Origin of the sequence: Clavibacter sepedonicus, from assembly GCF_000069225.1 — a bacterium.
GTDB lineage: Bacteria > Actinomycetota > Actinomycetes > Actinomycetales > Microbacteriaceae > Clavibacter > Clavibacter sepedonicus.
Map to the genome: position 1 here is coordinate 1,413,191 of NC_010407.1, position 26,138 is coordinate 1,439,328.

Below are 26,138 nucleotides of genomic sequence, written 5' to 3' on the forward strand. Positions count from 1 at the left end.
TGGGAAAGGCTACCGTCGATACTCTGGGAAGACCTAAACGCGTGGGTCCCGAAGCCCCCTCGACGGAAGGCCCCGCCATGTTCGAGAAGATCCTCGTCGCCAATCGCGGGGAGATCGCGATCCGCGCGTTCCGCGCCGCCGTCGAGCTCGGCGCCCGCACCGTGGCGGTCTATCCGCACGAGGACCGGCACTCGCAGCACCGCCTCAAGGCCGATGAGGCGTACCTGAACCGCGAGGAGGGCCACCCCGTCCGGGCGTACCTCGACGTCGACGAGATCATCCGCGTGGCGCTCGAGTGCGGCGCCGACGCCATCTACCCGGGCTACGGGTTCCTGTCCGAGAACCCCGACCTCGCGCGCGCGGCGGCCGCCAACGGGATCGTCTTCATCGGCCCCGACGCCGGCGTGCTGGAGATGGCCGGCAACAAGGTCACGGCGAAGGAGCACGCGACCGCCGCCGGCGTCCCCGTGCTCGCGTCGACGCCGCCGTCGACCGACGTGGGGCTGCTGCTCGAGCAGGCCGAGGGGATCGGGTTCCCGATCTTCGCCAAGGCCGTCGCGGGCGGCGGCGGTCGCGGCATGCGGCGCGTGGAGCGCCCGGAGGACCTCGAGGAGGCGCTGCGGGCCGCGATGCGCGAGGCGGACAGCGCCTTCGGTGACCCGACCATGTTCCTCGAGCAGGCCGTCCTCCGGCCCCGGCACATCGAGGTGCAGATCCTCGCCGACGCCACGGGGGAGACCGTGCACCTCTTCGAGCGCGACTGCTCGGTGCAGCGCCGGCACCAGAAGGTCGTGGAGATCGCGCCGGCGCCGAACCTGGATCCGGCGATCCGCGACGCCATGCACGCGCACGCCGTCGCGTTCGCCCGGAGCATCGGCTACGTGAACGCCGGCACGGTCGAGTTCCTGCTCGACACCGACGGGCCGCGCGCCGGGCAGCACGTCTTCATCGAGATGAACCCGCGCATCCAGGTCGAGCACACGGTGACCGAGGAGGTCACCGACGTGGACCTGGTGCAGTCGCAGATGCGCATCGCGGCGGGGGAGTCACTCGCCGAGCTGGGCCTCCGCCAGGACGCGATCGTGCTGCGCGGCGCGGCGCTGCAGTGCCGCATCACGACCGAGGACCCCGCGCAGGGCTTCCGGCCGGACACCGGCAAGATCACGACCTACCGCTCGCCGGGCGGCGGCGGGATCCGCATCGACGGCGGCACGGTCGCGACCGGCGCGCAGATCAGCCCCCACTTCGACTCGATGCTCGCGAAGCTCACCTGCTGCGGGCGCGACTTCCCGGCGGCCGTGACGCGTGCCAAGCGCGCGCTGGCCGAGTTCCGGATCCGCGGCGTCTCCACCAACATCCCGTTCCTCCAGGGCGTGCTCGACGACCCGGACTTCCAGGCGGGCGACATCAGCACGTCCTTCATCGACGAGCGGCCGGGACTCGTGCGCAGCAACGTGTCCAAGGACCGCGGCACGAAGATCCTCAACTGGCTCGCCGACGTCACCGTCAACCAGCCGAACGGGCCGCGCACCGCGGTCGTCCGGCCCGCCGACAAGCTGCCCGACGTCGACCTCCGGCTGCCGGCGCCCGCCGGATCCCGGCAGCGGCTCCTCGAGCTCGGGCCGCGCGGCTTCGCCGACGCCCTCCGCGCGCAGACCGCCCTCGCGGTCACCGAGACGACGTTCCGCGACGCCCACCAGTCGCTGCTCGCCACCCGCGTGCGCACCCGCGACCTGGTGGCGGTCGCCCCGTACGTCGCCCGCACGACGCCCGAGCTCCTCTCGGTGGAGGCGTGGGGCGGCGCCACCTACGACGTCGCGCTGCGCTTCCTCGGCGAGGACCCGTGGGAGCGGCTCGCGTCGCTGCGCGAGGCGCTGCCGAACGTCGCGATCCAGATGCTGCTGCGCGGCGCCAACACCGTCGGCTACACGCCGTACCCCACGGAGGTCACCGACGCGTTCGTGCAGGAGGCGGCCGCGACCGGCGTCGACGTGTTCCGGATCTTCGACGCCCTCAACGACGTCGAGCGGATGCGGCCCGCCATCGACTCCGTGCTCGCCACCGGCACCACGGTCGCGGAGGTCGCCCTCTGCTACACGGGCAACCTGCTCGATCCGGCCGAGGACCTCTACACGCTCGACTACTACTTGCGGCTCGCCGAGCGCAGCGTGGCCGCCGGGGCGCACATCCTCGCGATCAAGGACATGGCGGGGCTCCTCCGGCCGGCCGCCGCCGAGCGCCTCGTCACCGCGCTCCGCCGCGAGTTCGACCTGCCCGTGCACGTGCACACGCACGACACCGCGGGCGGCCAGCTCGCGACCCTGCTCGCCGCGAGCCGCGCGGGGGCCGACGCGGTCGACGTGGCGAGCGCGCCCATGTCGGGCACCACGAGCCAGCCGTCGGCGTCCGCGCTCGTCGCGGCCCTCGCCGACACCGAGCGCGACACGGGCCTCTCGCTCGACGCGGTGAGCGACCTCGAGCCGTACTGGGAGGCGGTCCGCCGCCTCTACCGGCCGTTCGAGTCCGGGCTCGCCGGCCCGACGGGTCGCGTGTACCGGCACGAGATCCCGGGCGGGCAGCTGTCCAACCTCCGGCAGCAGGCCATCGCGCTCGGCCTCGCGGACGACTTCGAGCTCATCGAGGAAATGTACGCCGCGGCCGACCGGATCCTCGGGCGCATCCCCAAGGTCACGCCGTCGTCCAAGGTGGTCGGCGACCTCGCCCTCCAGCTGGCCGCCGCGAAGGCCGACCCCGCCGACTTCGAGCGGAACCCGCAGGACTACGACATCCCCGACTCCGTGGTCGGCTTCATGGCGGGCGAGCTCGGCGACCTGCCGGGTGGCTGGCCCGAGCCGTTCCGCACGCGCGTCCTCCAGGGCCGTGACGTGCGCATCGGCGTCACGCCGCTGTCCGCCGAGGACCGCGCCGCGCTCCAGGTGCCGGGCGCCGCGCGCCGCCGCACCCTGAACCACCTCCTGTTCCCGCAGTCGACGGAGCAGTTCGAGACCATCCGCGAGCTGTTCGGCGACCTCTCCGTGCTCGACACGGACGACTACCTGCACGGCCTCCGGCCGGGGCAGGAGCACGCGGTGCGGATCAGCCGGGGCGTCGAGGTCCTCATCGGCCTCGAGGCCGTGGGCGACGCCGACGAGTCGGGCATGCGCACCGTGATGGTCGTGATGAACGGTCAGCTCCGCCCCGTGTTCGTGCGCGACCGCGGCATCGCCGTGCCCACGACCGCGGCCGAGCGCGGCGACCCGGCGAAGCCCGGCCACGTGTCGGCGCCGTTCTCCGGCGTCGTCACGCTGAAGGTCGAGGAGGGCCAGGTCGTCGCCGCCGGGCAGCCGGTCGCGTCGATCGAGGCGATGAAGATGGAGGCGGCCATCACGTCGCCCGTCGCGGGACGCGTCGCGCGCCTCGCGGTGCCGACCACCCAGCAGGTCGACGCGGGCGACCTGCTCGTCGTCGTCGAGCAGTAGGAGATGAGCCACGAGATGACCGACACCCCGCAGGACCAGCGCTACGACCTCGTGATCGTGGGGGCCGGATCCGGCAACTCGATCGTCGACGAGCGCTTCGCCGACCAGCGCGTGCTGCTCGTCGACGACGGCGAGCACTTCGGCGGCACGTGCCTCAACGCGGGCTGCATCCCCACGAAGATGCTCGTGCACGTGGCGGACGTCGCCGCGGGGACACAGGATGGTGCGGCCCTCGGGATCCGCGCGTCGGTGGACGCCGTCGACTGGCCCGCCATCAGCGCGCGCGTCTTCGGTCGCATCGACGCCATCAGCGAGGGCGGCCGCGAGTGGCGCGAGAGCGGCTCGGAGAACGTCACGCTGCTGCGCGAGAGCGTCGGCTTCGAGTCTCCCGGCGTGCTCGTCTCGGCGAGCGGCCAGCGGATCGTCGCCGACCGCGTCGTGCTCGCGGCCGGCTCCCGCCCCCGCCCGCTGCAGGCCGTCTACGCACCCGACCCGGCCATCCACGACTCCGACTCGATCATGCGCATCGCCCAGCTCCCCACGTCGCTCCTCATCGTGGGCGGCGGCTACGTGGCGGCCGAGTTCGCGCACGTCTTCAGCCACCTCGGCGTGCACGTGACGCAGGTCGCCCGATCCGCGCACCTCCTGGGCAACCTCGACGCCGACGTCTCCACGCGCTTCACCACGCTCGCGCGCACGCAGTGGGACGTCATCACCGACTGCGAGGTCGAGGAGATCGAGCGGGACGGCGACGTGCTCCGGTCACGGCTCGCCTCGGGCCACCTCGTCGAGACGGAGGCCGTGCTCGTCGCCCTCGGCCGCGTCCCCAACACCGACACGCTCGCCGTCGCGAACGCCGGCTACGACCTGCACGACGACGGCCGCATCGTGGTCGACGACCGGCAGCGCGTGCTCGCGGGCGGCGAGCCGGTGCCCGGCGTCTTTGCGCTCGGCGACATCAGCGCCGACCACCAGCTCAAGCACGTCGCCAACCACCAGGCCCGCGTGGTCCAGCACAACCTGCTGCACCCGGAGGACCTCATCGGGGGAGCGCCGGGGCCTGCGCCGCAGGCGGTCTTCTCCCGCCCGCAGATCGGCTCCTTCGGGCTCACCGAGGCGGAGGCGCGCGCGGCGGGACCCGTCGTCACCGTCGAGCAGCCCTACTCGTCCACGGCCTGGGGCTGGGCGCTCGAGGACACGACGTCGTTCTGCAAGCTCGTGGTGGATCCGCGCGACGGCGGCACCCTCCTCGGCGCGCACATCATCGGCTCGGACTCCGCGGCGCTCATCCAGCCGCTCCTCATGGCGGCGAGCCTCGGCCACCCGGTCACCGGTCTCGCCCGGGCGCAGTACTGGCCGCACCCGGCCGTGACGGAGATCGTCGAGAACGCGCTGCTCGCCGCCGAGTCCGCGGTGGCCGACTGGGCACGGGAGAATGGTGGGGGCGACGCGCCCGCGGGGGCCGGTCGATCCTGAGCCGCCGCCCGACCAGGACCCACGGAAGCAGAGAATGACTGAACGACAGATCCGCCTGTTCGGCGATCCGGTGCTGAAGACCGTCTCCTCGGAGATCCACGAGATCGACGACGGCGTGCGCGCCCTGGTCGAGGACCTCCTCGACAGCGTGCGACCGGACGGCCGCGCCGGGGTCGCCGCCGCGCAGATCGGCGTCAACCTCCGGGCCTTCAGCTACAACGTCGGGCCGGCGTTTGGCTACGTCCTCAACCCCGTCATCGAGGAGCTCCGCGGCGAGGCCGTGCTGGTCGACGAGGGCTGCCTCTCGGTGCCGGGCCTCTGGTTCCCCACCATGCGCCACCCCGAGGCCGTCATCTCGGGGCTCGACCTCGACGGGAAGCCCGTCCGCATCGAGGGCACGGGCGTCCTCGCGCAGGCCTTCCAGCATGAGGTCGACCACCTCGACGGCCTCGTCTACCTCGACCGGCTCGACAAGCAGCGCCGCCGCGAGGCCATGAAGCAGGTCCGCGAGTCCGACTGGTTCTGACGACCGCCCGACGGCCCGCGCGTGCGCGGGCCGTCGTCGTCCGTCAGTGGACCAGCGAGTGGCCCTCGGTGGTCGGGGCCGCCTCGTAGATCCGTGTGATCACGTCGGCGAAGGCGTCGAGCACCACCTGGCGCTTGATGCTGAGCTTCGGCGTGAGGTGCCCGGCCGCCTCGGTGAGCTCCACCGGCAGCACGACGAACTTCCGGATGGACTCCGCGCGCGAGACCGTGGCGTTGGCTGCGTCGACGGCCCGCTGCACCTCGGCGAGCACGGCCGGGTTCTGCGACGCCTGCTCGAGCGTCATCGAGGGGTCCTGCCCGTTGTTGCCGAGCCAGACCTTGAGCATCTCGGGATCCAGCGTGATGAGCGCCGAGATGAACGGCCGCCGGTCGCCCGCCACCACCACCTGCCCGACGAGCGGGTTCGCCCGGATGGGGTCCTCGAGCGCGGCCGGGGCGACGTTCTTGCCGCCGGCCGTGACGATGATCTCCTTCTTGCGACCCGTGATCGTGAGGTACCCGTCGGCGTCGTAGCTGCCGAGGTCGCCCGTGCGGAACCAGCCGTCGTCGAAGACCGCCGCGGTCGCCTCCTCGTCCTGCCAATACCCGTCGAAGACGTTGACGCCCTTGACCTCGATCTCGCCATCGTCCGTGATCCGCGTCGAGACCCCGGGGAGCGCCGGTCCGACGGTGCCGATCCGGAAGCCTTTGACCAGGTTCACGCTCACGGGCGCCGTGGTCTCGGTGAGGCCGTAGCCCTCGAGGATCGTGAGGCCGAGCGACCGGTAGAAGTGGCCGAGCCGGAGGCCGAGGGGCGCGGATCCGCTGACGGCGAAGCGCACCCGCCCGCCCATCGCCTGCCGGATCTTGGAGTAGACGAGCGCGTCGAAGAGCTTGTACTGCAGCTTCAGCGCGAGCGGCACGGAGCCGGCGTCCACGGCGACCGAGTGCGCGTACGCGACCTCGGCGGCCTTCCGGAAGACCTTCCCGCGGCCCGCGCCCTCGGCCTTCTGCTCCGAGGAGTTGTAGACCTTCTCGAAGACCCGCGGCACCGCGAGCAGGAACGTCGGCTTGAAGGACGCGAGCGCGGGCAGCAGCTGCATGGTGTCGGCCTGGTGCCCGGTCTTCACGCCGGCCTGCACGTTGAGGATCGAGATGAAGCGCGCGAACACGTGCGCCGTCGTGATGAAGAGCAGCGTCGAGGCGCCGACCTGCACGACCTCCTCCATCGCCACCTCGGCGTTGCGCGAGAGCTCGACGAAGTTCGCGTGCGTGAGGATGCAGCCCTTCGGTCGGCCGGTGGTGCCCGACGTGTAGATCAGTGTCGCCATGTCCGAGCCGACCGCGATGTTCCGGCGACGCTCGATCTCGGCGTCCGGCACGTCGACGCCCTGCTCGGCGGGCTTGCCCAGGTCGCCGAGGTCGATCTGCCAGACGCGGCGGACCGCGGGCAGCTCCGGGTGCACCTCGTCGAAGCGCGCGAAGTGGTCGGCCGACTCGAGGATCATCGCGACCGCGCCGGAGTCCTGCATGTTCCAGTGCACCTGGCCGGGGGAGGAGGTCTCGTAGACGGGGACGAGGACGGCTCCGGCGAAGAAGACCGCGAAGTCGACGAGCGTCCACTCGTAGCGCGTCCGGCACATCATCCCGATGCGCTCGCCCGGCTCGATCCCGGCGGAGACCAGGCCCTTGGCGAGGGCGACGACCTGGCGGTGGAACTCGGCCGCCGAGACGTCGCTCCAGCCCCCGTCCCCGTCCGGCAGCGCGAACAGCGGGGCGTCGGGGCTCGTGCGCACCCGGTGCACCAGGACGTCGGTGATGTTGTCGTCGGGTCTCGCCTCGACGACGGCGGGCATGGTGTGCTGTTCCACGGCAACTCCCTCGGTACCGGAAATGGATGTGGTCAGCTTATCGGCGGCGCCCTCCCGGGCGCTCGTCCCCGGTCGGGGGCGTCCGGCGCGTCAGTAGGATCGACTGGCGAGACAGAGGGAAGGGCCCGCGGAGTGCATGCAATAGGGATCGACATCGGCGGGACGAAGATCGCGGGAGCCGTGGTCGACGAGCTCGGCGTCATCGCGGCGGAGGAGCGCACGCCCACCGAGGCGGGTAGCCCGGACGCGATAGTCGAGGCCGTCGTCGGCATGGTCGAGTGGCTCCGCGCCCAGCACCCGGACGTCGTCGCGGTCGGCGTGGCGGCGGCCGGCTTCATCGACGCCGCGCAGTCCACCGTCTACTACGCCCCGAACATCAACTGGCGCAACGAGCCGGTGCGCGAGAAGCTGCGCGGCCGGATCGACCTCCCCATCGTCATCGAGAACGACGCGAACGCCGCCGGCTGGGCCGAGTTCCGCTACGGCGCGGGCCGGCTGGTCAGCGACATGGTCACCCTTACCATCGGCACGGGCGTGGGCGGCGCGATCGTCGCCGACGACCGGCTCTTCCGCGGCGGCTTCGGCGCGGGCGCCGAGCTCGGCCACATGCGGGTGGTGCCGGACGGCCTGCCCTGCGGGTGCGGCGCCCGCGGCTGCATCGAGCAGTACGGATCCGGTCGCGCGCTCCTGCGCACCGCCGACGAGCTGGCCGACCTCGGCGGCACGCACGGCGAGGGCCTCGCCGCCCGCCGTCGCGAGGTGGGCGCGCTCACCGGACACGACGTCAGCGACCTCATCCAGGCCGGCGATCCCGGCGCGCTCCTCGCCCTCCGCCGCCTCGGCGGCTGGCTCGGCGAGGCGGCCGCGAGCATCGGCGCGATCCTCGACCCGCAGATGTTCGTCATCGGCGGCGGCGTCGCGCAGGCGGGCGACCTCCTGCTCGACCCGATCCGCGAGGCGTACCTCGCCCACCTCCCGGCCCGCGGCTACCACCCGGAGCCCGAGTTCCGGATCGCCGAGCTCGTCAACGACGCCGGCGTCGTGGGCGCCGCAGACCTCGCCCGCCTGCACGCCGCCGCGCTCACCCACGGAGCCTGACCTCGCCGGCGTCGCCCTGCCGGGTCACGGGCCCGCGTCCGCCTATGCTGGATGCGACCCCACCCGGAAGGTGACCGACGATGTTCTACTGGTTCATGAAGAACCTGGTCGCCGGACCCCTCCTCCGGAGCACGTTCCGGCCCTGGGTCACCGGGATCGAGAACATCCCCGCCAAGGGCGGCGTGATCCTCGCGAGCAACCACCTGTCGTTCATCGACTCGGTCTTCCTGCCGCTGCTGGTCGACCGCAACCTCGTCTTCCTCGCCAAGAGCGACTACTTCACGGGCACCGGCCTCAAAGGCTGGGCCACGAAGATGTTCTTCACGGCCACCGGCATGCTCCCCATCGACCGCTCCGGCGGCAAGGCATCCGAGGCGTCGCTCAACACGGGCCTCCGTGTCCTGGCCGAGGGCCGCATGCTCGGCATCTACCCCGAGGGCACGCGTAGCCCCGACGGCCGGATGTACCGCGGGCGCACGGGCGTCGCCCGGATGATCCTCGAGGGCGACGTCCCCGTCGTCCCGATCGCGATGATCGACACCGAGAAGATCATGCCCATCGGCACCCGCATCCCGAAGGTCCGCCGGATTGGTGTGGTCATCGGCGAGCCGCTAGATTTCAGTAGGTTCGCCGGCCTCGAGGGAGACCGCTTCATCCTCCGCTCCATCACCGACGAGATCATGTACGAGCTCTCGAGGCTGAGCGGCCAGGAGTACGTCGACGTCTACGCGACCTCGGTCAAGGAGAAGCGCGCGAGCGCGTCCCGCTGACCGACGCCCGCACCGCCTCCACCGCGCACCACGCGCACGACACGAACCGGGATCCCACCGTGGCCTCTGAGCACCTCGTCCCCGCCCATCCCGACGTCCTCGCCGGCCTCGACCACTGGCGCACGCTCGAGGTCAAGCAGCAGCCGCAGTGGCCGGACGCCGCCGCCGTCCACGCCGCGTCCGCCGAGATCGCGCTGCTGCCGCCCCTGGTCTTCGCCGGCGAGGTCGACCTGCTGCGCTCGCGCCTCGCCGCTGCAGCCGACGGACGCGCGTTCCTCCTGCAGGGCGGCGACTGCGCCGAGACCTTCGCGGGCGCGACCGCCGACGCCATCCGCAACCGCGTGAAGACGGTGCTGCAGATGGCCGTGGTCCTCACGTACGGCGCAGCCATGCCCGTCGTGAAGATGGGCCGCATGGCCGGGCAGTTCGCCAAGCCGCGCTCGAGCGACACCGAGACGCGCGGCGACCTCACGCTGCCCGCGTACCGCGGTGACATCGTCAACGGCTACGACTTCACGCCCGAGTCGCGCGCGGCGGATCCTGCCCGACTCGTGAAGGGGTACCACACGGCCGCCTCGACGCTGAACCTCATCCGCGCCTTCACGCAGGGCGGCTTCGCCGACCTCCGCGAGGTGCACAGCTGGAACAAGGGCTTCGCCGCGAACCCCGCCAACCAGCGCTACGAGCAGCTCGCCCGCGACATCGACCGCGCCATCAAGTTCATGGAGGCCGCAGGCGCCGACTTCGACGACCTCAAGCGCGTCGAGTTCTACACCGGGCACGAGGGCCTCCTCATGGACTACGAGCGCCCCATGACGCGCATCGACTCGCGTACCGGCACGCCGTACAACACGTCGGCGCACTTCATCTGGATCGGAGAGCGCACGCGCGAGCTCGACGGCGCGCACGTTGACTTCCTCTCGCGCGTCCGCAACCCGCTGGGCGTCAAGCTCGGGCCGTCGACGACGCCGGAGACCGTGCACAAGCTCATCGAGAAGCTCGACCCGGAGCGGGAGCCCGGCCGCCTCACCTTCATCACGCGCATGGGCGCGGGGAGGATCCGCGACGCGCTGCCGCCCCTGCTCGAGGCGGTCAAGGCGTCGGACGCGAACCCGCTCTGGGTCACCGACCCCATGCACGGCAACGGCCTCACCACGCCCACCGGCTACAAGACGCGACGCTTCGACGACGTCGTCGACGAGGTGCAGGGCTTCTTCCAGGCGCACCGGGCGGCGGGCACGCACCCGGGCGGCATCCACATCGAGCTCACGGGCGACGACGTCACCGAGTGCCTGGGCGGATCCGAGCACATCGACGAGGCCACCCTCGCCACCCGCTACGAGTCGCTGTGCGACCCGCGGCTCAACCACATGCAGAGCCTGGAGCTCGCCTTCCTCGTCGCCGAGGAGCTGGCCGCCGCGCGCAGCTGATCCGACGGCACGACGATGCCCCGTCCCCTGGGCGGATTCTCGTGGTCCCCGCAACACCCTGAGTTCAGGGGGTTGCGGGGATCGTGGTTTCGGGTGAGTTGCGGCGGGAGTTCTTCGAGGTACTGGACCGGGTCGATGGCAGCATCACGGCTGCTGCGGCTGTGGTCGGGGTGAGTCGGAACACCGCGTACGGGTGGGCGCGCACGGCTGGTGTGCGTGGGCGCGGGAAGTCCGGTACAGCGGGGCATCCAGGGCGTGGCGAGTACGAGCGGCTCCGCGTGGAGGGGATGTCCCGGCGGGTAGCCGCGTCGCGGGTCGGTGTGCATGAGCGCACTGCGCAGGACTGGGACCGCGGCTGGATGAAGCGGGGCAGTGTTCGGATTCATGCTGATGGTCGGCGGATCGAGTACAACACCGGGATGGCTACGGTCACGGGACCGCGTCTGCCCGCTGTCGACGCTGTTCTGCATCCGCGGTTCCTGACCGTGATCGAGCGGGAGACGATCGCGGATCTGCGCCGTCAGGACCTGTCGCTGCGCGCGATCGGGCGGGTTCTGGGTCGGCCGGCATCGACGATCAAACGCGAGCTCGATGCCCGCACGGTCGCGGGGACCTACCAGCCCCACGCGGCGCACCGGGCCTGGGCAGCGAGCCGCTCTCGTCCGAAGCGGGCGAAGCTCGCTCAGGACGGGCCGCTGCGGGACTACGTCGCACGCAAGCTGATGCTGCGCTGGTCACCGGAGCAGATCTCCCGCCTGCTGGTTCGGGAGTTCCCGGGCGAGGAGAGTATGCGGGTGAGCACGGAGACGATCTACCAAGCGATCTACGTCCAGGCCCGCGGCGGACTGCGCCGCGAAGTCGCCGACGCGTTACGCACCGGCCGCACCCGCCGCAGACCCCGCACCCGCCCAGAGCATCGCACTCAACGGTTCGTGGACCCGATGGTCATGATCGCTGACCGGCCCGCGGAGATCGAGGACCGGGCAGTCCCTGGGCATTGGGAGGGTGATCTGATCGTCGGCACGAGCTCACAGTCCGCGATCGTGACTCTGGTCGAACGCACCACCCGCTACGTCATGCTCGGCCATCTCCCCGGCGGGCATACCGCCGAGGAAGTCCGTGACGTGCTCGTGCCCTTGATCAGCACCCTGCCTGCACACCTACGTGGATCGTTGACCTGGGACCAGGGCGCTGAGATGGCGAGCCACCGCCAGATCAGCATCCAGGCCGGAATCCCGGTCTATTTCTGCGATCCGCACTCACCCTGGCAACGCGGCAGCAACGAGAACACCAACGGACTCCTGCGCCAGTACTTCCCTAAGGGCACCGATCTCGCCGCCCATACCTCCGCCGACCTCGAACATGTCGCTCAGCAGCTCAACGGCCGACCACGCAAAACGCTCGACTGGGACACCCCAGCCGAGCGAATGCGTGCTCTACTGACAACCATCTAAATCATCAGGTGTTGCGACGACCACGAGAATCCGCCCTCGGAGGTGGCGGGGCATCGCCATGCGCGCCGAGGCGGATCAGCCGGAGGCGGTGATCCCGAGGTTGACGGTGGACCCACGGCGGACCATGGCCCCAGCATCCGGGGTCGCCGACGCGACCTTCGTGATGCTGTCGGGCAGGGCGTCCCAGAAGGCGGAGTACGCGTACTTGAAGCCCGCCTTGTCGAGCTCGGCTTTCGCGCCATCGCGCGTGAGGCCGACCACCTTCGGCACCGCGACCAGGTCGGGCCCCTTGGAGATCTCGAGCCCCACCTTGCTGCCGGGGGCGTCGCCGAGTCCCGAACGCACCGGGTTCTGGTCGAGGGCGTAGACCGAGATGACCTCGCCCGCGTCGACGTCGTCGCTGAAGCTCTGCTTCCCCGGCTCGCCGACGAGCCCCGCCTGGCCGAGCGTCGCCTTGGCCTGGTCGACGGAGCGGCCGTTCACCTGGGGGATCTTGCCTGCGGCGACCACGAGGGTCACCGTCTGCTGCTCGGGGTACTGCGCTCCGACGGGGGCTCCCGACGAATCCAGCACCTGCACGACGGTGCCCTCGGCGGCGTCCCCGTACTGCCGGACGGTCGCCTCCTGCACGACGAAGGGCACGCCCTCCAACCGCGTGCGGGCGTCCGCCTCCGCAGCCCCGACCACGTCGGGCACGTCGAGGAGCCGCGGTCCGGTCGAGGCGTACACGGTCACGGTGGATCCCTGGTCGACGGGCGTCCCGGATGCCGGGACGCTGCGCGTCACGTGCCCCACCTCGACGTCCACGCTCGGCTCCTCCGCGCGCGCGACGACGAAGCCCTGCCCCTGTAGGGTCCCCGCCGCGTCGTCGACGGCCATCGCCGTGACGGAGGGCACGGGCGCGCGCGCGCCCGGGCCCTGGCCGTAGTACCAGCCCGTGCCGCCGGCGACGGCGGCGAGCATCACGACGAGGAGCGCGAGCATCCAGCCGCGCGAACGACGACGCGATCCGGCCGCCGCGAGCGCGACGACGGACTCCGGCTCGGTGCGCTCGGTCTCCTGCCGCGTCATGACGAGAGGTCCGCCCACCACCTGCGTCTCGCCGGTCGTGACGGGCGGGAGCGCGGGGGCGCTCGGGAAGACGACGGTGCGCTGGAGCGGCGCCGGGTCGCCCGACCGCGCGTCGAGCCGGTTCTGCACGGCGTAGAGCTCATCGAGGAGCGCCCGGGCGTCGCGGGGACGCTGCTCGGGGTCCCGCGCGGTCGCCCACAGCACCAGCTCGTCGAGCTCGACGGGGACGGACGCGTTGGCCGTGCTGGGGGTCGGCACCTGGTCGTTCGCGTGCTGGTAGGCGATCTGCATGGGCTGCTCGCCCTTGAACGGCTGCTCGCCCGCGAGCATCTCGTACATCATGATGCCGACCGCGTAGATGTCGCTGCGGGTGTCGGCAATGCCCCGGGTGACGAGCTCGGGGGAGAGGTAGGCGATGGTCCCGAGGAGCGCCTGCCCCGTCGCGGTGTTCGCGCTGACGGCGCGCGCGAGGCCGAAGTCGCCGATCTTGATGCGCCCGTCGTCGGCCAGCAGCACGTTCTCGGGCTTCAGGTCGCGGTGGACGATGCCGGCCTTGTGCGCGGCGGCGAGGCCCGAGAGCACGGCCTCGAGGATGTCGAGGGTCTGCTCGGGCGTCAGCCGCTCGTACTCCTGCAGCAGCTCGCGCAGCGTCATCCCGGGGAGGTACTCCATGACCAGGTACGCCATGTCCGAGTCCTGGCCCTGGTCGAACACGTTGACGACGTTGGGGTGCGCCAGCCGCGCGGCCGAGCGCGCCTCCTGGATGAAGCGGTCACGGAACGCGCTGTCGTCGGCGAGGTGGCCGTGCATCACCTTGACGGCGACGCGACGCTCGAGCCGGAGGTCGGTGGCGACGTAAACCGTCGCCATCCCGCCGCGCGCGATGCGGGACCTGACCTGGTACCGACCGTCGAGGAGACGGCCGATCATGGGGTCGGTCGGGCTGGAGGTCACTGGTCGATTCTAGGGATCGCCGGTGCCGAGGCCTCCCCGGCACACCGGTGCGCCGCCGCCCGTGTGCGCGTGCGGATCCGCGTCAGCCGATCTCGTCGAGCCACGCCCAGGCGGAGGCCTCCCACTTGGCGTAGGCATCCGGGTACGCGGAGTACTGGACGGCCTGCGCGGCCTGGGTGACGGTCATCGACTTCCATCCCGCGATGTCGAGGAGGCCGCGCGTGGCTCCGGGGTTCGGGTTGACGCTGCCGCCGAAGAAGGCGCGCGCCGCGTACACGGGGTCGTTGAGCTGAGCGGGCTGGCCCCAACCCTGGCTCGGGCGCTGCTGGAACAGCCCGATCGAGTCGCGGTCACCCCAGTCGAGGTTGCGGAGCGTCGACTCCTGCGCAGCGGTCGCGAGCGCGATGACGAGCCCGTAGTCGCTGACGCCGGCCGAGCGCCCGACCTGGACGATGACGCGCGCGTTGCTCCGCATCTCGTCGGTCATGATCGTGGTCCCGTCGAGCGACGCGACCTGCACCACGGCGGTCGACGCGTGCGGGATGGTGAGCTTGCTGCCCGCGTAGATGATGCTCGACCAGTTGAGGCCGTTGGCGTTGAGGAGGTCCTGGACGGTGACCCCGGACTTCGTCGCGATGCTGTGCAGGGTGTCGCCGGTCGCGATCGTGTACGTCCCGGAGAGGCCCTGCTTCGCGGCGGGGGATGCGCTGGTCGGGGTCGCGGGCGTCGCCGGCGCCGCGGAGGATCCCGCTCCCGGGATCGTGAGGCGGTTGCCGGGGAAGATCGTGCTCGTGGCCTGGAGGCCGTTCGCCTGGAGTACCGACGACGTCGAGACGCCGTGCTTGCCGGCGATGCCGGTCACCGTGTCGCCCGCCACGACCGTGTAGCTCGCGCTGGATCCGGTCGGCGCGGCGACGGGAGCCGCCGTCGAGGAGCCGGAGCCGGAGCCGCCGAGCGTGAGCGTCTGGCCGGGGAAGATCGTGGTCTTCCAGCCAAGGCCGTTCTGCGCGAGGACGGATGCGGTGGAGAGGCCGAACTGCCCGGCGATGCTCGAGACCGTGTCGCCCTGCTCGACGACGTACGTGGAGGGCGCGGCCACGGTGGGGGCCGCTGCCGGGGCTGCCGTCGGAGCGGCGACGCGGGGGAGCTTGGTCTGCGTCGGGCCGGACTTGGCCTTCGGCACGCGCTTGACGGGTGCGGCTTCGGCAGGTGTCGCCATGCCGAGGCTCACCGCGAGGGAGCCGACGAGCACGATGGGCATGGTCGCGAGGAGCGCCTTGGAGCGGCGATTCGCCGAGCGTCCTGTGGCGGTGTCCGAGGACCGGCTGGGGTCCCGAGGAGAGGTGGGTTCGGTCATGGGCATGCTGGTCTACTCCGGCCGTCGTGCTCGATTCCCTGATGCAGGTGTTCCACGTTAACACGCAGCGAGAGGAAAGGGCACATAAGGGACGGATGTGACTGGAGTGAACAGCGACATGCGTCTTCGGCGGATAGGCAGACGAACGGCATCGTCGAGCGCCCCGCGCCCGCACGCCCGGTGCCGACGTCGACTCAGGACGTGCCAGCATGTGAGGCGTGAACGAGCCCTATGCCGACCGTGAGTGGTTGACCGTCCCCGATCTCGTCGACCTCCTGGGTCTCACCGTCAGCCGCGTGCGCCGGCTCATCGAGGACAGGCGCCTGCTGGCGGTCCGCCTCGACGGCGTGCTCAAGGTGCCGGCCGTGTTCCTGCGCGACGGCGAGCCGCTGTCCGAGCTCCGGGGCACCGTCATCGTGCTCGGCGACAACGGCTTCACCGACGAGGAGGCCATGCACTGGCTCCTCACGGAGGAGCCCAGCCTCGGCGCGGCCCCCGTGGACGCCCTGCTCGCCGGACGCAAGGCCGAGGTGCGACGGGTCGCCCAGGCCAGCGCCTGACCCGCGTCCGCGTCCACGCCGCGTCGTGAGCGGCGACCCCGTCGCCGTCGTCTCAGGTGACGCGACGGGTGACGCTGTCGACGAGGAGCTCGAGCTGGTTCCTCGCGCGGGCCCCGATCGGTGCGTCACGCAGCGCCGCCAGGGACTCCCGCACGTAGCGCGCGATCATCCCCTCGACCTCGTCGAGGGCACCGCTCTCGCGCAGGACCGACTGGAGCGCCCGGATCTGCTCGTCGTCGAGGTCCGCATCCCCGAGGAGCGCGTCGACCGTCCGGCGCACCCCGTCCGGCAGCCGACGTCGGGCCAGCGCGATGAGGACCGTGCGCTTGCCCTCCCGGAGATCGTCGCCGCTCGGCTTCCCGGTCACGGCGCTGTCGCCGAAGACGCCGAGCACGTCATCGCGCAGCTGGAACGCGATGCCGAGCGGCAGTCCGACGGCTCGGAGCGCCGCGACCTGCTCGGGCGTCGCGCCCGCCAGGCTCGCGCCGACGACGAGCGGAGCCTCGATGCTGTACTTCGCGGACTTGTAGACGATCACGTTGTGGGCACGGGCGAGCGTGTCGTCCTCGGGGACGGTCGGCCACGCGACCTCCTCGAGCACGTCGAGGTACTGGCCGAGCGTGACCTGGGTCCGCATCGTCGCGAGCTCCGCGCGGGTGGCACGGGCGGCGGACCCGTCCGCGAGCGCCAGGAGCGAGTCGATGAGCAGCTCGTCGCTCCATCCCAGGAGGAGGTCGCCGAGGAGGGTCGCCCCGGCCTCGCCGAAGCCCGCCGACGATCCGCCCCAGCCGCTCGCCGCGTGCAGCGCCTCGAAGCGGCGGTGCGCAGCGGGACGGCCTCGCCGCGTGTCGGAGCGGTCGATGATGTCGTCGTGGATGAGGGCCGCGGCGTGGAAGATCTCGAGGCCCGCGGCGACGCCGACCACCGCGCGGTACCCCGGTCGCTCCTCGCCCTGCGGGCGTCCGGCGGGAGAGGGCTCGAGGTCGATGACCGACCGCCAGCCCCAGTAGCAGAACTGCGCGCGGAAGCGCTTCCCGCCTCTCAGCAGATCCGAGGAGAACTCCTGGATGGGCACAAGATCCGGGCTGATCTCCCGGAGTCCCGCCGCCTGCGCCGTCAGGAAGTCGTCGAGGCGGGTCTGGACGTGGCTGACGAGGCGGTCGCTTTCGGGCACCCGCCTAGCCTAGCCAGGGGCAGGGAGCTAGAATCCACAGGTGAACACCAACGCGTCGTCCCGAGCCTGAGGGGAACATGATGCCGCTTTCCGAGCAAGAGCAGCGCCTGCTGGAGGAGATGGAGCGCAGTCTCTATCGCAACGACGCAGACTTCGTGGCGACCGTCAGCGGCCGACGCAGCAGACCCAACTACACGATGGTCGTGGTCGGCGTCCTGGTCATCGTCCTCGGCATCGCTGCCCTGGCAGCAGGCGTCATCACCAAGCTGGCCATCATCGGCATCCTCGGCTTCGCGATCCCGATCATCGGGGCGCTCCTCATCTTCAGCCCGCGCGATGCGGCCGCCGATGCGTCGGCCCCGACCCCGCCCCGGGCCGCTGGCCGCGGTCCCGGCAAGCGACCCGCCTCGTCGTCCTCCTTCATGGACCGCATCAACGAGCGCTGGGAGAAGCGCCAGGGCGGTCAGGACTGACCTCCACCTGAGGCGGTCCTCCACCGCCCTCCACTCGACCCGAAGGGGCCGATCCCGAACCGGGATCGGCCCCTTCTCGTGTCCCCAGCACCATCCGCATCTCTCCCCGGCGCTCCCCGTGCGGTCCCTCGACCGCTCGCGGGGCGCTTCTGCGTGTCCGCGGCGCGCCGGTCGCGTGATTCCCCTCCACATCCCTCCCCTCGGCACAAACCCCGTATCCGCGGGCATCGGGGGACACGCGCCGCGTATTTGCCTCGCATCCCTGGCGGTGAGTGGAGGGCTGTGGAGTAAAGTGGAGCAAGTCCTGAACCACGGCCGGAGAGACAGGGGGTGTCGGTGTGTTCCTCGGCACCCATTCGCCTCGTCTCGACGACAAGGGGCGGCTCATCCTCCCCGCGAAGTTCCGCGACGAGCTCGAGGGCGGCGTCGTCATGACGCGCGGCCAGGACCGCTGCATCTACGTGTTCACGACGCGCGAGTTCGAGGAGCTGCACGACCGGATGCGCCAGGCCCCGCTCGCGAGCAAGCAGGCGCGCGACTACATGCGCGTCTTCCTGTCCGGGGCGAACGCCGAGACGCCGGACAAGCAGCACCGCATCACCATCCCGCAGGCTCTGCGCACCTACGCGGGCCTCGACCGCGAGCTCGCGGTCATCGGCGCGGGCAGCCGCGTCGAGATCTGGGACGCCGGCACGTGGGACGAGTACCTCACCGCCAACGAGAGCGCGTTCGCCGACACCGCGGAGGAGGTGATCCCCGGCCTGTTCTGACCCCGGCCCCTGACTCCCAGCCGTCCGACGCCCTGCCGCACTTCCCCGGTGGCAGGTCGGGACGGATGGGGATCAGGAGCCGCGGACAGGGCAGCGGGATGCCATGGCCCTCGACGACATCCACACCCCCGTCCTCCTCGAGCGGTGCCTCGAGCTGCTCGCCCCCGCCCTCCAGGGCGAGGGCGCCGTCCTGGTCGACGCCACCCTCGGGATGGCCGGCCACTCCGAAGCGTTCCTCGACGCGCTGCCCGGGCTGCGCCTGGTCGGCCTCGACCGCGACCCGGACGCCCTCGCCATCGCGGGGGAGCGGCTCGCCCGCTTCGGCGACCGGGTGCACCTCGTGCACACCGTCTACGACGGGATCGGCCGGGCGCTCGACGGGCTCGGCATCGGCGAGGTCCAGGGAGTGTTCTTCGACCTCGGCGTCTCGTCCCTCCAGCTCGACCGCGTCGAGCGCGGCTTCTCGTACTCGCAGGACGCGCCCCTCGACATGCGCATGGACGGGACCGCGGGCCTCACCGCCGCGCAGGTGGTGGCGGAGTACGACGAGCTCGAGCTGCGCCGGATCTTCTACGACTACGGCGAGGAGAAGCTCGCCCCGCGCTACGCGAGCCGCATCGTCCAGGCCCGCGAGGTGGAGCCGATCACCACGTCGGCGCGGCTGGTGGAGATCATCCAGCAGGCCACGCCCGCCGCGGTGCAGCGGGCCGGGCACCCGGCCAAGCGCGTGTTCCAGGCGCTGCGCATCGAGGTCAACCAGGAGCTGAGCGTCCTGGCGCGCGCCATGCCGGCTGCGATCGACCGGCTCGCCGTCGGCGGTCGCGTGGTCGTCGAGTCGTACCAGTCGCTCGAGGACCGCATCGTGAAGCGCGAGCTGCGCGTGCGGTCCACCAGCACCGCGCCCGTCGGCCTCCCCGTCGAGCTCCCCGAGCACCGTCCCGAGCTGAAGCTCCTCGTCCGCGGCGCCGAGCTCGCGGACCAGCACGAGATCGCCCAGAACCCCCGCGCCGCTTCCGTCCGGTTGCGCGCCGCCGAACGAGCCAGGAGGCGACACGCATGACCGATGCAGCACGCGCGACCGCGCGTCCCCGGATCCGGCCGTCCGCCGAGCCGCCCACCCGCCACATCGAGGTCGTCGCCACCCGCGGCCAGCGCCGCGCCCGTCCGCGCACCGTCTACGCCGTGATCGTCGTGGGCGGGCTCTTCGTCGTCCTCCTCGCGCAGCTGCTGCTCTCCATCGGCCTGTCCGACGGGGCGTACGCGATCCAGTCCCTCCAGCAGCAGCAGAAGGAGCTCGACCGCACGCACCAGGCGCTCACCGAGGACGTCGACAGGCTGTCGTCCCCGCAGAACCTGGCACGGAACGCCCAGGCGCTGGGCATGGTGGCGAGCGCATCGCCCTCCTTCCTCTCCCTCGACGGCACCATCCAGGGCACGCCGCAGGCGAAGGACGGCGCCACGACGGCGCTGACGGCGGACACGCTCATCGGCAACTCGCTCCTCTCCGGCGTCCCGCTCACCATCGAGAGCGACCCGGCCAAGCGCGCGGCCGCCCTCCAGGCCGCGACCGCGCAGGACGGCGCGGCCGCTGTCGACCCGGGCTCCGCGATCCCCGGGTCCGCGGAGTCCGCCGGCGGTGTGACCGCCGGGACCCCGAGCGCGCCTCCCGTGTCGGGCGCGGCCTCCGGGCTAGCGTCGGCCACGGCGATCCCGACCCCGCAGACCCGCTGACGCCGCCCCCCCCCCGAGGGGCAGCGGCCACCGCACGACACCGCTCCGACGGAGCACCGCACCGCATCGCAGGCATCGAGAGGAACTACCGAGTGAGCACGATCTCGAACCGACGGCGCATCGCCTTCTCCCTCATCGCGATCCTCGCCGTCATCGGGGTCTTCGTGGTCAAGCTCATCGACATCCAGGTCGTGCAGGCCACGGAGCTCAACGAGGAGGCGCTCGGCAAGCGGGCGATCTCGCAGACGCTCCCCGGCGTGCGCGGCAGCATCTACGACGCGGACGGCAAGGTGCTCGCGGACAGCGTCCTCCGCTACGACGTGACGATGGACCCCTCCAAGGCCGGCGACTTCACCCGGACCGTGACGGGCGACGACGGCAAGCCGGTCAAGCAGGACGTCTCGCTCGCCGACGCGGAGGCGCAGCTGGGCGCGATCACCGGGCAGAAGCCCGAGGAGATCGACGGGCTCATCACGGGCGCGCTCGCCAAGGACCCGAAGTCGCTCTTCGGCTACGTGACCAAGGGCGTCGACGTCGACGCGTACCTGGCCATCCGGGACCTCAAGATCCCGTGGATCTACTTCCAGGCCGTCTCGAGCCGCACCTACCCCAACGGGCAGATCGCGGGCAGCATCCTCGGGTACATCGCGGGCGACGGGACGGTCAAGGCCGGGCTCGAGCAGGAGTACGACTCGTGCCTCGCCGCCCAGGACGGCGCCCAGACCTACGAGCGCGGCGCGGACGGCGTGCCCATCGCCGGCAGCACCGTCACGCAGAAGCCCGCCGTCGACGGCAGCGACGTGATGACCAACATCGACACCGACCTCGAGTACTTCGCGCAGACCGCGGTCGCCGAGCAAGCCGTGAAGGTGGGCGCCGACTACGGGCACGCGACCATCGTCGAGGTGAAGACGGGCAAGGTCCTCGCGGTCGCCGAGTATCCGTCCGTCGACCCCAACGACGTGTCCGCCACGAAGCCCGAGGACCGGGGGAGCCGGGCGTTCAGCTCGCCGTTCGAGCCCGGATCCACGCTCAAGGCCGTGACCGCCGCCGCCCTCCTCGACTCGGGCAAGGCCGATGCCGGCACGCACGTGGTGGCGCCCTACACGTTCACCCGTCCGAACGTGAAGCTCAGCGACAGCTACGTGCACCCCGACCTCCACTTCACGCTCGCGGGCGTGCTCATGGACTCCTCGAACACGGGCATCTCGGCGCTCGGCGAGCGCCTGTCGGCCTCCGACCGCTACGACTACCTCAAGGCGTTCGGCGTCGGCGAGAAGACGGCCATCGACTTCCCCGGCGAGAGCAGCGGCCTCGTCCGCCCCTGGCAGGAGTGGGACCCGCAGACCAACTACGCGACCATGTTCGGCCAGGGCCTCACGACGACGGCGCTCCAGGTCGCGAGCATCTACCAGACCATCGGCAACCACGGCGTGAAGCTGCCGCTGTCGCTCGTCTCCGGCTGCAAGGCCGCCGACGGGACCGTGACGGACCAGCCGGACACGACCGGCACGCAGGTCATCTCGCCCCAGGCCGCCGACTCGACCGTCAACATGCTCGAGACGGTCGTCACCGACGGCCACCTCTCCAAGGACCTCACGATCCCGGGCTACCGGGTCGCCGCGAAGTCGGGCACGGCGCAGGTCGCGGAGGCCGACGGCAAGTACGGCAAGAACTACCTGGTGTCGATCGCGGGCCTCGCGCCGGCCGAGGACCCCCAGTACGTCGTGTCGATCAGCCTGGCCAATCCGGATACCATGAAGTCCTCGGCGGCCGCGGCGCCGGTCTTCCAGAAGATCATGTCCCAGGTACTGAAGACCTACCGGGTCCCGCCCTCCAGCGTGCCGTCCCCGAACCTCCCGACGACCTACTGAGAGATGAGGGCGATGACCTTCCCTGCCACTCCCGCCCTCCGCCCCGAGCATCCCGTCGCACGGTCGCTGTCCGGCCTGGTGAGCGACTTCGCGCTCGACGTCGTCGGCGACGTGGACGACGTGGAGGTCACCGGCGTGACCCTGTCCTCCTCCGACGTGCAACCGGGTGACCTCTACGTGGGGCTCCGCGGCGTGCGCGTGCACGGCGCGCGCTTCGCCTCCGACGCGGCCGCCAGCGGCGCGGTCGCGGTGCTCACCGACCCCGACGGGCTCGCCGAGGCGCGGGACTCCGGCCTGCCGGTGATCCTCACCCCCGACCCCCGTGCGGCCCTCGGCGACATCGCCGCGTGGGTCCACCGCTCGGCGGAGAACCCGGCGACGCTGTACGGGGTCACAGGCACGAACGGCAAGACGAGCGTGGTCTACCTGCTCGACGGGTTGCTCCGCCAGCTCGGCGTCGTGACCGGGCTCACGTCGACGGCCGAGCGCCGCATCGGCGAGGAGAGCATCACCAGCCGGCTCACCACGCCCGAGGCGAGCGAGCTGCACGCGCTCCTCGCCCGCATGCGCGAGGCCGAGGTCCGAGCCGTCACGATCGAGGTCTCGGCGCAGGCCCTCACGCGGCACCGCGTCGACGGCCTCGTGTTCGACGTGGCCGCGTTCATCAACCTGAGCCACGACCACCTCGATGACTACGCGGACTTCGAGGAGTACTTCGAGGCCAAGGCCGCGTTCTTCGACCCCGACCGCGCGCGCCGCGGCGTCGTCTCGCTGGACACGGTGTGGGGGCAGCGCATCGTGGAGCAGTCCCGGATCCCGATGACCACCATCTCCGCCCAGCCCGGCATCGAGGCCGACTGGAGGGTCACCGTGCTCGAGCAGACGCCCGACTCGACCGGCTTCCGCCTCGAGGGGCCCGACAACCGCGTGCTCGTCTCCAGCGTGCCCGTGCCCGGCTGGTTCATGGCCGCCAACGCGGGGCTCGCCATCGTGATGCTCGTCGAGTCCGGCTACGACCTCGACGCGGTCGCCCACGTGCTCGACCGCGACGGCGGCATCCAGGCGTACATCCCGGGTCGCGCCGAGCGGGTGTCCGGCGACACCGGGCCCCTCTTCTTCGTCGACTACGGGCACACCCCGGACGCGTTCGAGCAGACCCTGCAGGCGCTCCGGCCGTTCACGCCCGGCAAGCTCGTGATGGTGTTCGGCGCCGACGGCGACCGCGACACGACGAAGCGCGCGGAGATGGGCGCCATCGCGGCCCGCCTCGCGGACGTCGTGGTCATCACCGACTACCACCCCCGCTACGAGGACCCGGCGTCCATCCGGGCGAGCCTCATCGCGGGCGCGCGGGCCGCGGTGCCCGACCGCGAGATCCACGAGGTGCCCGACCCCGCCACCGCGATCCGCACCGCGGTGTCGCTGGTCGGCGAGGGGGACACCATCCTCGTCGCCGGACCCGGGCACGAGGACTACCACGAGGTGGCCGGGAAGAAGATCCCGTTCTCCGCCCGTGACGACGCGCGCGCGGCCCTCCGCGACGCAGGCTGGAGCTGACATGATCGCCCTCACCCTCGCCGAGATCGCCGAGGCGGTCGACGGCCGCCTCCTGCTGCGCGGCGACGCGACCGCGCAGACCGTCGTCGACGGCGTCGTCGACACCGACAGCCGGCTCATCGGGCCCGGCGGGATCTTCGTCGCCAAGCCCGGCGAGGAGACCGACGGCCACCTGTTCGCGCCCTGGGCCGTCGAGGCCGGCGCCGCGCTGCTCCTCGTCGAGCGCGAGCTCGACCTGCCCGTGCCCCAGGTGCTCGTGCCCGACGTCGTCGACGCGCTCGGCCGGCTGGCGCACGAGGTCGTCGCGCGGGTGCGCGCGCTCGGCGAGCTCCGGATGGTCGCGGTCACCGGGTCCAACGGCAAGACCACGACCAAGAACCTGCTCCACGCGATCCTCGAGACCCAGGGCGAGACCGTGTCGCCCGTCGCGTCGTTCAACAACGAGGTCGGCGCGCCGCTCACGATGCTCAAGGTGACGCGCTCGACGCGGTTCCTGGTCGCCGAGATGGGCGCGAGCGGTCTCGGGGAGATCACGCGCCTGATCCGCATGGCGAAGCCCGACGTCGGCATCGTGCTCACCGTGGGCCTCGCGCACGCCGGCGGCTTCGGCGGCATCGAGCGGACGCTCGTGACGAAGACGGAGATGGTCAAGGACCTCCTGCCCGAGGACACCGCCGTGCTCAACGCGGACGACCCGAGGGTCGCGTCCATGAGCGACAAGACCCAGGCGCCCGTGCTCTGGTTCGGCCGGGACGCCCGCGCCGCCGTCCGCGCGACCGACATCGTCGCGTCCGCCGCGGGCACGACCTTCACGCTGCACCTGCCCGACGGATCCACCCGTCCCGTGTCCTTCCGCGTGCTCGGCGAGCACCACGTCACCAACGCGCTGGCCGCCGCGGCGGGAGCGTGGGCGCTCGGCGTCGACGGCGACGCCATCGTCTCCGCCCTGCAGACCGTGCAGCGTGCCGAGCGGTGGCGCATGGAGGTGCTCGGCGGCAACGGCGTGACCGTGATCAACGACGCCTACAACGCGAGCCCCGACTCCATGGCCGCCGCCCTCCGCACCCTCGCGCAGATCCGCGGCCCGGAGCAGCGCACGGTCGCCGTCCTCGGCGAGATGAGCGAGCTCGGAGAGTTCTCCGAGGAGGAGCACGACCGCGTGGGCCTCCTCGCGGTGCGCCTCAACATCGGCCAGCTCGTCGTGGTGGGCCGCCCCGCGCGCCGCCTGCACCTCGAGGCCATCGGGCAGGGGTCATGGGACGGCGAGTCGATCTTCGCCGAGGACGCGGCCGAGGCCCGCGAGATCCTCGACGGGATCCTCCGCGACGGCGACCTCGTGCTCGTGAAGTCCTCGAACTCCGCGGGACTCCGCTTCCTCGGGGACGAGCTGGGGGAGAAGTACTCGTGGTAGCCCTCCTCGGCGCGGGCGCCATCTCGCTCGTCTTCACGCTCTTCCTGACGCCGCTGTTCATCAAGCTGTTCCACCGGCTGCAGTGGGGCCAGTTCATCCGCGACGACGGTCCGCAGTCGCACCACACCAAGCGCGGCACCGCGACCATGGGCGGCATCGTCATCATCCTGGCGAGCGTCATCGGCTACTTCGCGGGCCACCTGCTCACGTGGGACGGGATCCGCTTCGACCCCGTGACGCCGTCGGGCCTCCTCGTCGTGTTCATGATGGTCGGCCTCGGCTTCGTCGGGTTCCTCGACGACTACCTGAAGACCCGCAAGCAGCAATCCCTCGGGCTCGGCGGCTGGCAGAAGATCGCCGGCCAGGTCATCGTCGCCACCGTGTTCGCGGTGCTCGCCATCACGCTGCGCGACCCGGTGTCGGGCCTCACGCCGGCGTCGACCGCCATCAGCCTGTTCCGCGACCTGCCGCTCGACTTCATGGCGCTCGGCGCGGTCATCGGCACGGGCCTGTTCATCGTCTGGATCTGCCTCATCGTCGCCAGCGCCTCCAACGGCGTGAACGTGGCCGACGGGCTCGACGGGCTCGCGGCCGGAGCGTCGATCTTCTCGATCGGCTCGTACGTGATCATCGGCTTCTGGCAGTTCAACCAGTCGTGCGACAGCGTCTCCAGCTACCAGAACGAGTACCGCTGCTACGAGGTGGCGAGTCCGCTCGACCTCGCGATCATCGCGGCCTCCATCGTCGGCGCCCTCATCGGCTTCCTCTGGTGGAACACCTCGCCCGCGCAGATCTTCATGGGCGACACCGGCTCCCTCGGCCTCGGCGGCGCCCTGGCGGCCCTCGCGATCCTCAGCCGCACCGAGCTGCTGCTCGTCTTCATCGGCGGCCTGTTCGTGATCGTCGCGGGCTCGGTGGTGCTGCAGCGCGCCTACTTCAAGATCACCAAGGGCAAGCGCATCTTCCTCATGAGCCCGCTCCACCACCACTTCGAGCTCAAGGGCTGGGCCGAGGTCACGGTCGTCGTGCGCTTCTGGATCATCGCCGGCCTGCTGGTCGCGGCGGGCGTCGGCACCTTCTACCTGGAATGGATCACGCAGTAG

At 71.5% G+C, this 26,138-nt stretch carries 20 protein-coding genes; 16 read left to right on the plus strand and 4 right to left on the minus strand.

Going from position 1 to position 26,138, the window contains the following annotated elements; all coding sequences use genetic code 11:
- Positions 1 to 77: 77 nt before the first annotated feature.
- The 3 genes from CMS_RS06680 to CMS_RS06690 are packed head-to-tail and all read left to right on the plus strand — an operon-like array spanning position 78 to position 5,481.
- Complete coding sequence (locus CMS_RS06680; RefSeq protein ID WP_012298730.1) at positions 78 to 3,479, plus strand: pyruvate carboxylase; 3,402 nt, start codon at positions 78 to 80, stop codon at positions 3,477 to 3,479.
- 3 nt (positions 3,480 to 3,482) lie between these two features.
- The gene (locus CMS_RS06685) at positions 3,483 to 4,955 is read left to right on the plus strand and encodes a mycothione reductase (RefSeq protein WP_012298731.1); all 1,473 of its coding nucleotides are present in this window, start codon (positions 3,483 to 3,485) and stop codon (positions 4,953 to 4,955) included.
- Positions 4,956 to 4,989: 34 nt separating this feature from the next.
- Positions 4,990 to 5,481 (plus strand): peptide deformylase, encoded by a 492-nt coding sequence (locus CMS_RS06690; protein ID WP_012298732.1) that lies wholly within the window; start codon positions 4,990 to 4,992, stop codon positions 5,479 to 5,481.
- A 43-nt stretch (positions 5,482 to 5,524) separates the two neighbouring features.
- Here CMS_RS06690 and CMS_RS06695 read toward each other — a convergent pair whose 3' ends face one another.
- Entirely contained in the window at positions 5,525 to 7,351 is a 1,827-nt protein-coding gene (locus tag CMS_RS06695; protein WP_012298733.1) for an AMP-dependent synthetase/ligase, read from the minus strand.
- Between the two features lie 132 nt (positions 7,352 to 7,483).
- On the opposite strand from CMS_RS06695, the gene CMS_RS06700 reads away from it, so the two are divergent.
- The 4 genes from CMS_RS06700 to CMS_RS06715 all read left to right on the plus strand — a co-directional run bounded on the left by CMS_RS06700 (position 7,484) and on the right by CMS_RS06715 (position 12,103).
- A complete protein-coding gene (locus tag CMS_RS06700; RefSeq protein ID WP_012298734.1) occupies positions 7,484 to 8,449 on the plus strand; it encodes an ROK family glucokinase in 966 nt (321 codons plus the stop codon).
- Between the two features lie 80 nt (positions 8,450 to 8,529).
- Complete coding sequence (locus tag CMS_RS06705; protein WP_012298735.1) at positions 8,530 to 9,219, plus strand: lysophospholipid acyltransferase family protein; 690 nt, start codon at positions 8,530 to 8,532, stop codon at positions 9,217 to 9,219.
- 59 nt (positions 9,220 to 9,278) lie between these two features.
- Positions 9,279 to 10,649, plus strand: a complete 1,371-nt coding sequence (locus CMS_RS06710) for a class II 3-deoxy-7-phosphoheptulonate synthase (RefSeq protein WP_012298736.1) — start codon at positions 9,279 to 9,281, stop codon at positions 10,647 to 10,649.
- Between the two features lie 287 nt (positions 10,650 to 10,936).
- Positions 10,937 to 12,103 (plus strand): IS30-like element ISCmi3 family transposase, encoded by a 1,167-nt coding sequence (locus CMS_RS06715; RefSeq protein ID WP_086935954.1) that lies wholly within the window; start codon positions 10,937 to 10,939, stop codon positions 12,101 to 12,103.
- Between the two features lie 75 nt (positions 12,104 to 12,178).
- Here the strand turns inward: CMS_RS06715 and pknB are convergent, their stop codons facing one another.
- Entirely contained in the window at positions 12,179 to 14,128 is a 1,950-nt protein-coding gene (gene pknB, locus CMS_RS06720) for a Stk1 family PASTA domain-containing Ser/Thr kinase (RefSeq protein ID WP_041464488.1), read from the minus strand.
- Positions 14,129 to 14,210: 82 nt separating this feature from the next.
- Positions 14,211 to 15,491 carry a LysM peptidoglycan-binding domain-containing protein gene (locus CMS_RS06725; RefSeq protein WP_012298739.1) on the minus strand — a complete coding sequence of 427 codons (1,281 nt, stop codon included), beginning with the start codon at positions 15,489 to 15,491 and terminating at the stop codon, positions 14,211 to 14,213.
- Between the two features lie 212 nt (positions 15,492 to 15,703).
- On the opposite strand from CMS_RS06725, the gene CMS_RS06730 reads away from it, so the two are divergent.
- Positions 15,704 to 16,045, plus strand: a complete 342-nt coding sequence (locus CMS_RS06730; RefSeq protein WP_041464490.1) for an Rv2175c family DNA-binding protein — start codon at positions 15,704 to 15,706, stop codon at positions 16,043 to 16,045.
- 52 nt (positions 16,046 to 16,097) lie between these two features.
- On the opposite strand, the gene CMS_RS06735 is transcribed toward CMS_RS06730, so the two are convergent.
- Positions 16,098 to 17,219: a polyprenyl synthetase family protein gene (locus tag CMS_RS06735; protein WP_012298741.1), complete on the minus strand. Its 1,122-nt coding sequence runs from the start codon at positions 17,217 to 17,219 to the stop codon at positions 16,098 to 16,100.
- A 77-nt stretch (positions 17,220 to 17,296) separates the two neighbouring features.
- Between CMS_RS06735 and CMS_RS06740 the strand changes: the two genes are divergently transcribed.
- The 8 genes from CMS_RS06740 to mraY all read left to right on the plus strand — a co-directional run bounded on the left by CMS_RS06740 (position 17,297) and on the right by mraY (position 26,138).
- Positions 17,297 to 17,692 (plus strand): DUF3040 domain-containing protein, encoded by a 396-nt coding sequence (locus CMS_RS06740; protein WP_012298742.1) that lies wholly within the window; start codon positions 17,297 to 17,299, stop codon positions 17,690 to 17,692.
- Positions 17,693 to 18,030: 338 nt separating this feature from the next.
- Positions 18,031 to 18,462 carry a division/cell wall cluster transcriptional repressor MraZ gene (gene mraZ / locus CMS_RS06745; RefSeq protein ID WP_012038555.1) on the plus strand — a complete coding sequence of 144 codons (432 nt, stop codon included), beginning with the start codon at positions 18,031 to 18,033 and terminating at the stop codon, positions 18,460 to 18,462.
- A 103-nt stretch (positions 18,463 to 18,565) separates the two neighbouring features.
- Positions 18,566 to 19,522, plus strand: coding sequence for a 16S rRNA (cytosine(1402)-N(4))-methyltransferase RsmH (gene rsmH / locus CMS_RS06750; protein WP_012298743.1), 957 nt, complete (start codon positions 18,566 to 18,568; stop codon positions 19,520 to 19,522).
- Positions 19,519 to 20,193 (plus strand): hypothetical protein, encoded by a 675-nt coding sequence (locus CMS_RS06755; protein ID WP_012298744.1) that lies wholly within the window; start codon positions 19,519 to 19,521, stop codon positions 20,191 to 20,193. Before rsmH ends, CMS_RS06755 begins: the two co-directional genes overlap by 4 nt.
- A gap of 92 nt (positions 20,194 to 20,285) precedes the next feature.
- Positions 20,286 to 22,067 carry a peptidoglycan D,D-transpeptidase FtsI family protein gene (locus tag CMS_RS06760; RefSeq protein WP_041464491.1) on the plus strand — a complete coding sequence of 594 codons (1,782 nt, stop codon included), beginning with the start codon at positions 20,286 to 20,288 and terminating at the stop codon, positions 22,065 to 22,067.
- Between the two features lie 12 nt (positions 22,068 to 22,079).
- Positions 22,080 to 23,624, plus strand: a complete 1,545-nt coding sequence (locus CMS_RS06765; protein ID WP_012298746.1) for a Mur ligase family protein — start codon at positions 22,080 to 22,082, stop codon at positions 23,622 to 23,624.
- A 1-nt stretch (position 23,625) separates the two neighbouring features.
- A complete protein-coding gene (locus CMS_RS06770) occupies positions 23,626 to 25,035 on the plus strand; it encodes a UDP-N-acetylmuramoyl-tripeptide--D-alanyl-D-alanine ligase (protein ID WP_041464927.1) in 1,410 nt (469 codons plus the stop codon).
- On the plus strand, positions 25,029 to 26,138 hold the full coding sequence (gene mraY / locus CMS_RS06775) for a phospho-N-acetylmuramoyl-pentapeptide-transferase (RefSeq protein ID WP_012298748.1): 1,110 nt from the start codon (positions 25,029 to 25,031) through the stop codon (positions 26,136 to 26,138). Before CMS_RS06770 ends, mraY begins: the two co-directional genes overlap by 7 nt.

Bases quoted from the DNA above. Each gene is read 5' to 3' on its own strand.
- CMS_RS06680 (WP_012298730.1), top strand. From the start codon at position 78: ATGTTCGAGAAGATCCTCGTCGCCAATCGCGGGGAGATCGCGATCCGC.
- CMS_RS06685 (WP_012298731.1), top strand. From the start codon at position 3,483: ATGAGCCACGAGATGACCGACACCCCGCAGGACCAGCGCTACGACCTC.
- CMS_RS06690 (WP_012298732.1), top strand. From the start codon at position 4,990: ATGACTGAACGACAGATCCGCCTGTTCGGCGATCCGGTGCTGAAGACC.
- CMS_RS06705 (WP_012298735.1), top strand. From the start codon at position 8,530: ATGTTCTACTGGTTCATGAAGAACCTGGTCGCCGGACCCCTCCTCCGG.
- CMS_RS06715 (WP_086935954.1), top strand. From the start codon at position 10,937: ATGTCCCGGCGGGTAGCCGCGTCGCGGGTCGGTGTGCATGAGCGCACT.
- CMS_RS06725 (WP_012298739.1), bottom strand. From the start codon at position 15,491: ATGCCCATGACCGAACCCACCTCTCCTCGGGACCCCAGCCGGTCCTCG.
- CMS_RS06740 (WP_012298742.1), top strand. From the start codon at position 17,297: ATGATGCCGCTTTCCGAGCAAGAGCAGCGCCTGCTGGAGGAGATGGAG.
- rsmH (WP_012298743.1), top strand. From the start codon at position 18,566: ATGGCCCTCGACGACATCCACACCCCCGTCCTCCTCGAGCGGTGCCTC.
- CMS_RS06755 (WP_012298744.1), top strand. From the start codon at position 19,519: ATGACCGATGCAGCACGCGCGACCGCGCGTCCCCGGATCCGGCCGTCC.
- CMS_RS06765 (WP_012298746.1), top strand. From the start codon at position 22,080: ATGACCTTCCCTGCCACTCCCGCCCTCCGCCCCGAGCATCCCGTCGCA.
- CMS_RS06770 (WP_041464927.1), top strand. From the start codon at position 23,626: ATGATCGCCCTCACCCTCGCCGAGATCGCCGAGGCGGTCGACGGCCGC.